Source organism: Photobacterium proteolyticum, assembly GCF_001939735.1.
Classification (GTDB): Bacteria; Pseudomonadota; Gammaproteobacteria; order Enterobacterales; family Vibrionaceae; genus Photobacterium; species Photobacterium proteolyticum.
Genome location: NZ_MJIL01000099.1, coordinates 85586 through 98424 on the forward strand (window position 1 = coordinate 85586; position 12839 = coordinate 98424).

Consider the following 12839-nt stretch of genomic DNA (forward strand, 5'->3'; position numbering starts at 1 on the left):
AGAAGAACTTTATTTTGTTGTTGGGGTAGCACTATGCTTAAATCGTTTCTATTTGCAATTGTCTTATCCTTTAGTTCGCATGTGTATGCCGATGATTTAACAGAGTTTGATTACCCACTGCTGTTAGGTGACTGGTATTGGTTCAGTAACACTGATGATGGTGTTGATAGTGAAGGAACAAGCTATCGGGCAATGAATATAAAGTTCAAATCATCCTATCGATTTGTAATACGATTACTGCAGGTTGACGGTACCGTTGAAGAATGGGACGGTAAATACGACATTGATGAAACAACGTTAACATTTTTAGCAAAAGGTCAGCCAGAACAACAGCATAGTTATATGTTGAGTTATAACCAGTTCCTGCTTGACGGTGCTAGGTTTACCAAGCTTGCACCTGAAAACCTTCCTGGTAACTGGCGCTCATCGCGTATTTCGGGTAATGACGTCGGAGATGGTGTTTCAGAGTTATCTATTTCGTTGCGTCCAGACTTTTTATTCTCAGCCGAGGTGTCTGGATCTAATGGAAAGAAAAAAGAGCATCAGGGAATATATTTTATTGAGGATGACCGCATTGTATTAATTTACGAAGATGGCCAGCATGATAGCCAGTTTTTACTTGGCTCAGATACCCTGACATTAACGAATAAACAATTCGGAATGGAAGCAATAATGCGGAGAGAGTAGGGAGCATCTGTCTGAGCGCTTTATCAGATTGAATAAAACAAGGCCTGCGAATTTGCAGGCCTTGCTTTTTAATGCTCATACTTGTTGTATTAGCTGTTTGCGATTTTAAATGCCTGACGAAGCTGAGTCAGATATCCTTCATCGCGGCAGATACTCTTGCCTGGTTCGTCAGATATTTTAGCGACAGGGCGCCCTTCACACTCAGTCAGCTTAATAACGATGTTTAGGGTTTTCACGTCAGGAAGATCGCAGGTAAGCTGTGTACCAATACCAAAGCTAATATTAGCTCGGTGGACAAAGTGTTTGTAGATGGCGAGCGCCTTGTCAAGAGTCAGGCTGTCAGAGAAGACAAGCGTCTTCGTTTTCGGGTCAATACCAAGCGACTCGTAATGTTTGATTGCTTTTTCGCCCCAGGCGATAGGATCGGCGCTGTCATGGCGTAGTCCGGTGAAGCGCTTGGACAGGCGCAAGTCAAAATCACGCAGGAAGGCATCCATATTGATGCAGTCAGTTAAGGCAATACCTAACGAGTCAGGGTATTCCTGTAGCCAGCGGTTGAGTGCCAGTTGCTGTGAGTCCGCCAGTTCACCAGACAGTTGCTGGTGTGCCTGGAACCATTCATGTGCTTGGGTACCTACTGGTGTTAGACCTCTAGTACGAGCCAGGTGATAGTTCGACGTACCCTTGAACTCAGGCATGTTGTCTTTTAGGAAATCAACCACGGCGTGGTGAACATCTTTGGAGAAACGTCGGCGGCTACCAAAATCAACCAGGTTAAATTGGCTTAAATCAGTACCTTCTGCTTTGCTGTAAAAGTCTGAAAGCTTTTCTTTTAGTTGATTGATAGCGTCATCGGCTGAAGAGTTTGGATAGCACTTTGATGAGCGTACTTCACTGATAATCGCGAGCAGAGGGACTTCCCACAGTATGACGTCAATCCATTTGCCTGTAATTTTAATGGTCAGCTGCTCACCTGAGGCATCAATATCTACCTGGTTGCCATCAAGCTTGAAGCTCTTTAAATAGTCTAAGTAGTCTGCTTTGAAGAAAGGTAGCGTCGCTAGGTAATCAAGCTCTTCCTCTGTAAAGGAAAGATCAGCAAGGCGGTTAACCTGTTCCTGGATATCATTACAGTAAGGACGGAGGTCTTCATGGCTTCGGCAGTGAAACTCTGCAGCCGCTTCAATATTCGGGTATTGATGAAATATCGCTTGCTGCATATGAAGTTTATATGCATCTGTATCAAGCAGGGAGTCGATAACCCCAATGTGTCCTGTATCAGTCATAGCTAATGTAGTTGTCTATCACAATCCGAGAATTTTACATTATTTTAAGCCTAATTTGTCTGAAACCATTCAAAATAGACTAAAAAAATAGGGGCGTACCTTACGCCGAAACCTTGAAAACAACAAGTCCACTCACCATATTATTTTTGTAAAGAGTAATCCACTATCAATCACCCTGATAAATATGTGGGTGATACTGAGAAATTGTCAGATTTTGCTATTAAAGATTACTTATAAAAGTATAGCCAAAACGAATAACCATTTTCGAGTAGGGTAGATGTCAACAGCAGTGACAACCAGGCGGTTATTGAGAAAGTACGAAGTACTATGCCTCATCAAATTGTCTGGTTCTTCACCAACCGTTCTGGCTTTGCAATAAGTTTCTCATTGAACTCGGGTAGAGCCCCTTGTTTGAGAGACTTAAAGGCAGAATAATGACAGGTGTCAGCCGCTTAGCAACGGCATAAATGCCCCGTGCGGATAATTAAGGAAACCAATATGGCCGAACAACCAACGACAACACAGCCGACTGCAAAATATCGTGCTGATTATCAAGCTCCTGAATACACGATTACTGATATTGCGCTTGAGTTTGATCTCCATGATACGGAAACACATATTGTTGCAACTAGCCAGATAAAGCGTCTTGCAGACAAGCAGGTACCTTTAGTTTTAGATGGTGATGGCCTAAAACTCGTTCGTGTCGAGGTAAATGGTGAAGCTTGGACTGACTATGCAGAAACGGATACCGGCCTGACTATCAACGGCGTTCCTGCTGAGTTTGAGTTAACTATTGAAACGGAAGTAAACCCAGAAGCCAATACGCTGCTGGAAGGTTTATATAAATCAGGTGGCGGCTTCTGCACCCAGTGTGAGGCGGAAGGCTTCCGTCGTATTACCTATTACATGGATCGTCCTGATGTGCTGGCACGCTTTACCACCAAGGTTATTGCAGACAAAGAAGCATTCCCATACCTGCTCAGCAACGGTAACCGTATTGATTCGGGCGATCTTGAAAATGGTCGTCACTGGGTACAGTGGCAAGACCCGTTCCCGAAACCAAGTTACTTGTTTGCACTGGTGGCCGGTGATTTCGATGTGCTTCGAGATACCTACACCACCATGAGTGGTCGTAATGTCGAGCTAGAGATCTTTGTCGATAAAGGCAACCTGGACCGCGCTGACTATGCGATGACGTCACTTATCAATTCGATGAAGTGGGACGAAGAGCGCTTCGGTCTTGAGTATGACCTTGATATCTACATGATTGTTGCCGTTGATTTTTTCAACATGGGAGCAATGGAAAACAAAGGCTTGAATGTCTTTAACTCTAAGTACGTTCTCGCCAATGCTGCAACCGCGACAGATACTGATTACCAGGGTATTGAAGCTGTTATCGGCCATGAGTATTTCCATAACTGGACCGGTAACCGCGTGACCTGTCGTGACTGGTTTCAGTTAAGCTTGAAAGAAGGGTTAACGGTATTCCGCGATCAGGAGTTTTCTTCTGATTTGGGTTCTCGTCCGGTTAACCGTATTAACAATGTTCGTGTTGTTCGTGGTCCGCAGTTTGCTGAAGACCGTGGCCCAATGTCTCATCCAATTCGTCCTGAAAAAGTCATTGAGATGAATAACTTCTATACGCTGACAGTGTATGAGAAGGGCAGTGAAGTCATTCGAATGATGCACACCTTGCTGGGTGAGCAAAACTTCCAGGCCGGGATGAAGTTGTACTTTGAGCGCCATGATGGCACGGCAGCGACTTGTGATGACTTTGTTCAGGCGATGGAAGATGCATCTGGTATTGATTTATCTCGCTTCCGCCGCTGGTATAGTCAGGCCGGCACGCCGGTTGTCAATGTAGCAACAGACTACGATGCGGAAAGTAAGTGTTACCGTGTCACAGTCAAGCAACATACTCCACCGACGGCTGGTCAGGAAGAGAAGCTTCCTCTGCATATTCCATTCGATATCGAGCTATATGACAGCCGCGGTGAGGTTGTTGAGTTACAGTGTAACGGTAAAAAAGTGCACCATGTGCTTGATGTTACAGAGGCTGAGCAAGTCTTTGAGTTTGATAATGTCGAAGAGAAACCAGTTATCTCGATGTTGCGTGAGTTCTCGGCTCCTGTAGTACTGGAATACAATTACTCTGACGATGAGCTGGCGTTCTTGATGGTTCATGCCCGTAATGAATTTGCCCGCTGGGATGCCGGTCAGATTTTGCTGGCAAAATATATCCGTGAGAATGTTAAGCGTGTTCAGCAGGGTGAAGCATTTGAATTACCGGCTTCTGTTGTAGATGCCTTCCGTGGTGTACTGCTAGACGAGAAACTGGATCCTGCATTTATTGCTGAAATGCTGACACTACCAAGCGAGAACGAGGTGGCCGGTTGGTACAAAACGGTTGATGTCGATTCAATCCACGCGGTAGTGAGCCAGCTTAAAGCGGTACTGGCAAGCGAAATGGAAGATGAGCTATCTGCTATCTACCAAACTCTTGCTCAGGTAGAGTACAGTATTTCCCATGAAGCGATGGCGAAGCGTGCATTGCGAAATACCTGTTTGTCTTACTTGGCTAATACTGAAAACGGCGACAAGCTTGCTGCCAAGCAGTATAAGCAATCAGATAATATGACAGATACCATGGCTGCGATGTCGGCGGCGAATAATGCAGGTCTTGCTTGCCGCGAAGAGCAAATGGCGGACTTCAGCGAGAAGTGGACACACGATGGTTTGGTTATGGACAAATGGTTCATTTTGCAGGGTAAGAACCCAGCAGAGAACGCATTAGAAAATGTCCGTAATACTATGTCCCATGCTGCATTTGATCTGAAGAACCCTAACCGTACCCGTAGCCTGGTTGCTAGCTTCTGTGCGAACAACCCTGTTCGTTTCCACGCGAAAGACGGTTCCGGTTATCAGTTCCTGACTGAGATCCTGACGGCACTGAACGCTAGCAACCCGCAAGTAGCTTCACGCTTGATTGAACCGTTCCTGAAGTATCGTCAGTACGATGAGCAGCGACAGGCACTAATGCGCGCAGAACTCGAGAAACTGTCTAAGCTGGAGAATTTGGCGAAAGACCTGTTTGAGAAAGTTCATAAAGCGTTAGAGCAGTAACTTATACGTAGTGAGCTTCGAGTGACTGGTTATAGTCGCTCGAAGCTCTACATTCTTTCCTAGTGCCTTTGTCACCAGAACCAAGTTCCTTATTTTTATGAAGTCATATACTTTTTCAGTCTACATCTCTTATCAGTCATACCAGAATCACTATTCCGGTGCTGCGAGTACCGTTGTGGTCGTTACCGACAATGGCTTGAAACTACAGCTTCCAGCATCGCGGTTTCGGCCGTTTCTAAGTCAGCTAGGAGTAAAAGGTCGCTTTCGTATTACGGTGAATAACCAAAATCGTTTAGATACACTGGAGCAGATAGGGTAGCAATAGTCCTTGTGCGCTACTTTTTGTTAACATGTGGCGAGAGGATCTATTGATATAGCCATCGTTAATACCGCATATTCTTCAAGGGTATGCAAATAAAATTAGGTCCTGATATAAGAAAAAATAATCGTAGAAATAATTGGTTATACCAATTTACAAGATAAATAATCGCGTTAGCTGCTCTTTTCACCAATGTCAGATGTTCCATCCAGCCAAAATCTTAACCTTAGTCACATATTCGATTTTTTCTTTCCTAAACAGTGTTATTAACGTAACCAATTCGCAACAAAACGCCCTACAATAGCACTCACGGAAAGAATACCGATCCCATGCGCCTTAAGTCCCCAAATGGCACATGGGGTTGATATAAAACCCTATACTAGATCGATAATAGATATAACAAATGGAGCATTTGCTATGACCGCACCTGACCCTATAGTGCCGGTACTGCTTGAGAAAGTGTATGGCTTAATCCAGGATAAGATTGAGATCCCTCAGCAGGCATTAGTAGAAGTTTTTGCTCAAAGATTACTAGGTCAACTGGCAGATGATGATCTGCTTCAACGGAATGAATCTGACTTATATGGTGCTGTACTGAGTTTGTGGCACCATCTTGCGCAAAATAAACCAGATCAAATTTCAGTACGAGTATACAATCCGTCGCTTAGTCGCTACGGCTGGCAATCAACGCATACCGTAGTAGAAATCGTAACACCTGACCGTCCTTTCCTTGTGGACTCCGTCCGCATGACCTTAACCCGCCTTGGTATCACAAGCCACCTTATGCTAAATGGCCCGTATTTCTTTAAACGGAATGAAAGCGGTGCTATCAGCGAAGCGTGTGGTAAAGATGGTGATCTTCAGACTCTTTTCCATATTGAAGTGGATCGTCTCAACGAAAAAGCAGAGATGAAAGCACTAAAAGAAGAACTAGAACAAGTGCTGCAGGATGTGGATTTGGTCGTTAATGATTGGCAAGGCATGCAGAGCAAAATGCAGGGCATTGTCAAAGAGTTGAAAACGGCAGAGCTACCAGTTGATAAAGCGCATCGTGAAGAAGCGATAGCATTCCTTGACTGGGTGAACAGACATAATTTTACCTTTATGGGTTATCACCAATATGACTTGGTGCCGATTGAAGGTGACTATGAGCTGAGAGCATGTGATGAGGGCGGACTTGGCCTGCTAAGTAAGTCGAAGAAGGGAAGGTCACTGAAACTTTCCGAGCTACCTGAGTCGGCACGGTTTGAGGCCCGTAAGCCTGAGTTGCTTATCTTGACCAAGAGTAATGGCAAATCAAAAATCCATCGCCCGGCATATACAGACTACATCGGAATTAGGCGTTTCGATAAAGAAGGCAATGTGATTGGAGAACATCGCTTCACAGGCCTTTACGCATCGACGGCGTACCATCAGACAGCAATGAATATTCCGCTGATCAGCAATAAGATGTCACGAATTCTTGAAGCAAGTGGTTATCCGGCCGGCTCTCACTCATGGAAAGCATTGAATAACCTGCTGGAGACTTATCCAAGAGATGAGCTGATCCAGGCTAATGAAAAAGAAATGCTGGATGTAGGTTGCGGTGTCGTACAGATGCAGGACCGCGATTTGTTGCGCTTGTTTGTTCGCCGTGATCCGTTTGGTCGTTTCTTCTCCTGTATGGTGTATGTCACCAAGGAGCGCTACAACACCGAGTTGCGAAGAAAGACCCAGGAGATCCTCAGGGACTCATTCGGATCTGATCAAAACGTTGAATTCACCACTTTCTTCTCGGAAAGTCCACTAGCGAGAACTCATTATATAGTGCGTGTCGACAATAATAATTTTGATGTAGACGTTAAAGCCATCGAACATAACCTGGTTGAAGCCGCATCTGCGTGGGAAGATCGTCTGAGTACTTCTTTGGTTGCTAACTTCGGTGAAAGCGAAGGGACAGTACTGGCGAAAAACTATGCCCGGGCATTCCCTCGTTCTTATAAAGAGCAGATGTTGCCGGGCTCGGCGGTGGCTGATATTGAACAGTTGGAGAGCCTTAGCGAAGACAATAAGCTGGGCATGTTGTTCTACCGTCCACAGGAAGAGGCGGTTGATTCTCACTTTGTGAAACTGAAACTGTTCCACCGTGAGAAGCCGATCCACCTTTCCGATGTGATGCCAATGCTCGAAAACTTGGGCCTACGTGTAATTGGTGAGTCTCCGTACCAGGTGGTGACAGCGAATGGGACGGTTTATTGGATCCTTGACTTTGCCATGCTTCACAATGCCTGTACAGGCATTGATTTGAGCGAAGCTCGTGATCGTTTCCAGGAAGCATTTGCTGCCATCTGGCATAACGAAATTGAGAGTGATGGTTTTAACCGTCTGGTACTTTGCGCAGGCCTGACAGGTCGTGAAATTACAATCTTACGTAGTTTTGCCCGCTATATGCGGCAGGTGGGTTTCCCATTCAGTCAGCACTATATCGAAGAGACGTTGTCTAGTCATAGCGACTTGGCGCGAGATCTGGTTTCCTTGTTTGCGTTACGTTTCAATCCGGCGAAGAAGCATTCAGAAAAAGCCGAGCAGGATCTGATTAAGAAGCTGAACAAGAAACTGGATCATGTCGAAAGTCTCGATGACGATAGGATCATTCGTCGTTACATGGACATGATCATGGCGACGCAGCGTACGAATTACTACCAGAAAGACGAGAAAGGTAATCCTAAACCTTGGCTTTCTCTTAAACTGCGTCCGTCGGAAATCCCTGAAATTCCGGCACCGGTACCGTTCTTCGAGATTTTTGTCTACGCACCTGATATTGAAGGTGTTCACCTACGGGGCGGTAAAGTGGCTCGTGGTGGCCTTCGTTGGTCTGACCGTCAGGAAGATTTTCGAACTGAAATCCTTGGACTGGTCAAAGCACAGCAAGTTAAGAACACTGTGATCGTACCGGTAGGGGCTAAAGGCGGTTTTGTTTGCAAACGCCAGCCGCAGATGTCTACCCGAGAAGAGATCTGGGCCGAAGGTCAGCGTTGTTACAAACGCTTCATCCGTGCATTGCTGGATGTGACCGATAATATTGTCGATGGTGAGCTACTACCACCAGCCAATGTTGTTCGTCATGATGAAGATGACCCGTATTTGGTTGTAGCGGCTGATAAGGGGACAGCGACATTCTCTGATTTGGCCAACTCGGTGTCCGATGACTATAACTTCTGGTTGGGTGATGCCTTTGCTTCTGGTGGTTCGAATGGTTACGACCACAAGAAGATGGGGATTACAGCCCGTGGTGGTTGGGAGTCTGTGAAGCGTCATTTCCGTGAACTGGGAATCAACTGCCAGACCACTGATTTCACCTGTGCCGGCGTCGGTGATATGGCTGGAGATGTGTTTGGTAATGGTATGCTACTGTCCAAACATATCCGTTTGGTAGCGGCATTTAACCACATGCATATCTTCCTGGATCCTAATCCGGATTCATCGTCAAGCTGGGAAGAACGAAATCGTCTTTTCAACTTACCTCGATCAAGTTGGGAAGATTATGATCAAAGCCTGATCTCTGAAGGAGGCGGGATCTTCTCGCGCCGCAGTAAGTCAATCAAACTGACACCGCAGATCCAGAAACTACTGGGTACACGTAAGCAAAGCATGCCGCCTAACGAGCTGATTCGTATGATCCTGCAGATGGAAGTCGATCTGCTATGGAACGGCGGTATTGGTACGTATGTGAAAGCGCAAAGTGAAACACATACTGATGTAGGCGACCGTGCTAACGATGTGCTTCGTATCAACGGTAGTGAGCTTCGTGCAAAAGTGGTCGGCGAGGGTGGTAACTTGGGTATGACCCAGCTCGGGCGTGTTGAGTTCGCATCCCGCGGTGGCTTGGTCAATACCGACTTTATTGATAATGTGGGCGGCGTTGACTGCTCGGATAATGAAGTCAACATCAAGATCCTTCTAAACAGCCTGGTTGCTGGTGGCGATCTGACTTACAAGCAACGTAACGAATTGCTGGAACGCATGGAAGACGAAGTCGGTGACATCGTCTTGGATAATGCTTACTGCCAGAGTGAGTCAATTTCGGTTACCCAACAGCAGCAGGTGCAGTTGCTGAAAGAGCAGATCCGTTTCATTCATTACCTGGAGAAAGAAGGCAAGCTGGATCGTGCGCTGGAATACCTACCTGATGACGATACACTGGCTGAGCGTGAGAAGGCAGGCTCAGGTCTGACTCGTCCTGAACTGGCTGTACTGGTTGCCTATGGCAAAATGGTATTGAAAGAGGATATGGTAACCGATGAGATTGCCAATGATCCTTACCATGCACGTCTGCTGCCGGCTTACTTCCCGCAAGAATTGCAGGAAAAGTACCGCTCTCAGATGGAAAACCACCCGCTGAAACAGCAGTTGATTGCGACATCCCTGGCGAACCAAATGTCCAATGAGATGGGGTGCAACTTTGTTACCCGCTTGCAAGAGGAAACGGGCTCAACAGTAGTCGAGATCTCGTCTGCTTATGCGGTAGGTCGTGAGATCTTCAACTTTGACCAGTTCTTTACCCAAATCCGAGAGCTAGATAACGTTCTCCCGGCAGAAGTGCAATATGAAATGCTTTACCGATGCCGTCGGATGTTGCGTCGTGTGACTCGCTGGATCTTGCGTAACCGTGATCGCAAGCTAGGTATCGAACAACAGATCACCTTCTATCAGCCTATTGTTCAGAAGCTGCGGGATAACCTTGAAAGTTACCTTGTAACGGAAGAGGTGCAAGAGCACAATGAGCAGGCTAACAGCATGATCAAAGAGGGTGTACCTGATGATCTTGCACATAACATTGCACGCCTGAGCAGCCTGTACTCAGCAATGGATATTGCGCAGATTGCCAAAGAACTGGATAAAGATATCGACTTTATCTCTCGTGTCTACTTTGTTGTAGGTGCTGATTTGTCTCTACACTGGTTCCTCAAACAGGTTCACAACCAGCCTGTTGAAAACCATTGGCAAGCATTGGCCCGCGCTTCGTTCAGGGAAGATCTGGATTGGCAGCAACGCCAGCTAACATCTGCGGTGATTACCACATCTACCGAAGCAGAGCAGGCAGAAGAGCTGATTGAAAATTGGATGGATCAGCATAAAGCTGCCATTCACCGTTGGGATACAGTTCTTGCCGAGTTTAAGGTCGGTACAACTCATGAGTTCGCCAAGTTCTCGGTAGCACTAAGAGAACTGATGCTGCTGAACTTAAATTGCCGTCCATCATCATAAGTTGATCACCATGTTGTGATTATCAGCAACATGATTGAAAGGCCGTTCTGCTGCTAGCAGAGCGGCCTTTTTGCTAGAAGTAATGAAATCGTTTGCCTTTTTAAGGGGAGTTTTAAATTTATTTTGCCCTCTAATCCCTTGTAAACCAAAGAAGTGACTGTTTTTATAGTGAAATGTCGAAAATATCATTTGAATAAGAGGAGTAAACTGTGAATAATGTACTCCCGTTTATACGGGGCTTTTTTAAGGAGGTACAATGATTTACCGCCTCGCTCGATCTGCAATTTTCAAGCTTGACGCTGAAAAAGCACATGATCTAGCTATTCAGAACTTTTCTCGCTTTACTGGCACTCCTCTCGATCTCTTCTATCGTCAACATGTTCCTGATCGTCCCGTCGAAGTTATGGGCATCAAATTCAAAAATCCAGTTGGTTTGGCCGCAGGCCTAGATAAAAACGGCGAATGTATCGATGCATTTGGCGCGATGGGTTTCGGCTTTGTTGAAGTAGGTACCGTGACGCCACGTCCGCAGCCAGGGAATGACAAGCCACGGCTTTTCCGCGTCATCCCAGCTGAAGGTATTATCAACCGATTTGGTTTTAATAACCTTGGTGTTGATAACCTGGTTGAGAATGTGAAGAAAGCTAAGTTTGATGGTGTAATTGGCATCAACATCGGCAAGAATAAAGATACGCCGGTAGAGAAGGGCGCAGAGGATTACCTGATCTGTATGGAGAAGGTATACCCGTATGCTGGCTATATTGCGGTAAACATTTCTTCTCCGAATACACCGGGACTACGCTCGCTACAATATGGTGAAGCGTTAGATGATTTGTTGTCTCAGTTGAAACAGAAACAGAAAGAACTGGCAGAGAAGCATGGCAAGTATGTACCGCTGGCTCTGAAGATCGCGCCGGATCTAGAAGATCAGGAAATTGTCCAAATCGCAGAGTCTTTGGTTAAAAATGATATCGACGGCGTTATCGGCACCAATACAACTTTGGATCGCTCTTTAGTTAAGAACATGCCGCATTGTGATGAAGCGGGTGGTTTGAGTGGCCGTCCTCTGCAGAACCGTAGCACAGAGGTCATTCGCCGCCTGGCTGAAGAACTTGATGGTGCATTGCCAATTATTGGGGTAGGAGGTATTGATTCTGCTATCGCCGCTCGTGAAAAGATGATGGCAGGTGCGCAACTGGTACAGGTCTACTCTGGCTTTATTTACCACGGTCCGAAATTGGTGAAAGACATCGTTACCAATATCTAGGCAAAACGATCATTGCAGTAAAAAGTGCCTGTCGGGGGGATCCTTGGCAGGCACTTTTTTATCGCTGCTTTATATTTCAGTTTTATTAATCGTCATTTTTGTCAAACTTTCAGTCCAACCACCGCAAGATCAACCACTTATTTCCCCTTTTATTTTGTCATAGGCACAGTAAAATTCTTCTAAAGTTTTTTCTATATCGTTGGATAAGCAGTATAAAGAACTGATTTTGGAGCACTTAAATGCTGAAGCCTACTGATTCATGGACGTGGTATTACGACCATAAAGATGATTCCCTGATGTTGGATTTAGGGGAAGAGATGGTCTTCCGTGTATCCATTCCGACTAAGCACCTGGTAACGTCCGCTTTCGAGCGCACAGTTTTCACCGTGGACGATGCAACTATCTATCAGGGATTTTTAGAAAACATTGCTCAGCTAGAACTTTCTGCGCCACGTAAAGTTGAGTTAGCACTGAATGCCGTTGCGGCGAGCCGTTTTCACAAGCCAATGATGCCAAAAAGCTGGTTCTTCGAAACACAGCAGGGTGGTTGCGAGCCTGAAAACGGTGATGTTGTTACTTTGCAAACAGAGTTTGGTGCGGCTAAGTACCTTGTTATTGAAAATAGCGGCTGTGCAAGCCTGTGTATGCTGGCAGACGTTGAGCCGCTTGCGCTCACATCAACTAAAGAAATGACCTTCTGTGACACCATTAAGGTCATGAACGACCGTATGCAGGCTTTTGTTAACGAAATGCCGGTCAATTTTGCGCTAGTAGGGTAGCTGCTGGGTAGGACTTTCGCATTATTGCGAATTTAAGCTTATCTGGGCTACCTTGTTTCATCTCCGTTCTTGTTCCACCCTCCTGTGACTCTGAACACCGCCTCAGCGGACCGTAATGGTTTGCCTGCTCG

At 45.9% G+C, this 12839-nt stretch carries 7 protein-coding genes; 6 read left to right on the forward strand and 1 reads right to left on the reverse strand.

Annotation, left to right across the window (positions count from 1 at the left end):
- Positions 1-33: 33 nt before the first annotated feature.
- Entirely contained in the window at positions 34-687 is a 654-nt protein-coding gene (locus BIT28_RS26595; RefSeq protein WP_075767981.1) for a lipocalin family protein, read from the forward strand.
- Between the two features lie 89 nt (positions 688-776).
- On the opposite strand, the gene pncB is transcribed toward BIT28_RS26595, so the two are convergent.
- A complete protein-coding gene (gene pncB, locus BIT28_RS26600) occupies positions 777-1973 on the reverse strand; it encodes a nicotinate phosphoribosyltransferase (RefSeq protein ID WP_075767982.1) in 1197 nt (398 codons plus the stop codon).
- Between the two features lie 498 nt (positions 1974-2471).
- On the opposite strand from pncB, the gene pepN reads away from it, so the two are divergent.
- From pepN to BIT28_RS26630, 5 genes are all read left to right on the forward strand, one after another.
- Positions 2472-5096, forward strand: a complete 2625-nt coding sequence (gene pepN, locus BIT28_RS26605) for an aminopeptidase N (RefSeq protein WP_075767983.1) — start codon at positions 2472-2474, stop codon at positions 5094-5096.
- A gap of 97 nt (positions 5097-5193) precedes the next feature.
- Positions 5194-5415, forward strand: a complete 222-nt coding sequence (locus tag BIT28_RS26610) for a DUF2835 domain-containing protein (RefSeq protein ID WP_075767984.1) — start codon at positions 5194-5196, stop codon at positions 5413-5415.
- 417 nt (positions 5416-5832) lie between these two features.
- Entirely contained in the window at positions 5833-10662 is a 4830-nt protein-coding gene (locus tag BIT28_RS26615; RefSeq protein ID WP_075767985.1) for an NAD-glutamate dehydrogenase, read from the forward strand.
- A gap of 256 nt (positions 10663-10918) precedes the next feature.
- Positions 10919-11929: a quinone-dependent dihydroorotate dehydrogenase gene (gene pyrD / locus BIT28_RS26625; protein ID WP_075767987.1), complete on the forward strand. Its 1011-nt coding sequence runs from the start codon at positions 10919-10921 to the stop codon at positions 11927-11929.
- Positions 11930-12168: 239 nt separating this feature from the next.
- Complete coding sequence (locus tag BIT28_RS26630; protein ID WP_075767988.1) at positions 12169-12708, forward strand: cell division protein ZapC; 540 nt, start codon at positions 12169-12171, stop codon at positions 12706-12708.
- The last annotated feature ends 131 nt before the right edge of the window (positions 12709-12839 follow it).

Bases quoted from the DNA above. Each gene is read 5' to 3' on its own strand.
- BIT28_RS26595 (WP_075767981.1), top strand. From the start codon at position 34: ATGCTTAAATCGTTTCTATTTGCAATTGTCTTATCCTTTAGTTCGCAT.
- pncB (WP_075767982.1), bottom strand. From the start codon at position 1,973: ATGACTGATACAGGACACATTGGGGTTATCGACTCCCTGCTTGATACA.
- pepN (WP_075767983.1), top strand. From the start codon at position 2,472: ATGGCCGAACAACCAACGACAACACAGCCGACTGCAAAATATCGTGCT.
- BIT28_RS26610 (WP_075767984.1), top strand. From the start codon at position 5,194: ATGAAGTCATATACTTTTTCAGTCTACATCTCTTATCAGTCATACCAG.
- BIT28_RS26615 (WP_075767985.1), top strand. From the start codon at position 5,833: ATGACCGCACCTGACCCTATAGTGCCGGTACTGCTTGAGAAAGTGTAT.
- pyrD (WP_075767987.1), top strand. From the start codon at position 10,919: ATGATTTACCGCCTCGCTCGATCTGCAATTTTCAAGCTTGACGCTGAA.
- BIT28_RS26630 (WP_075767988.1), top strand. From the start codon at position 12,169: ATGCTGAAGCCTACTGATTCATGGACGTGGTATTACGACCATAAAGAT.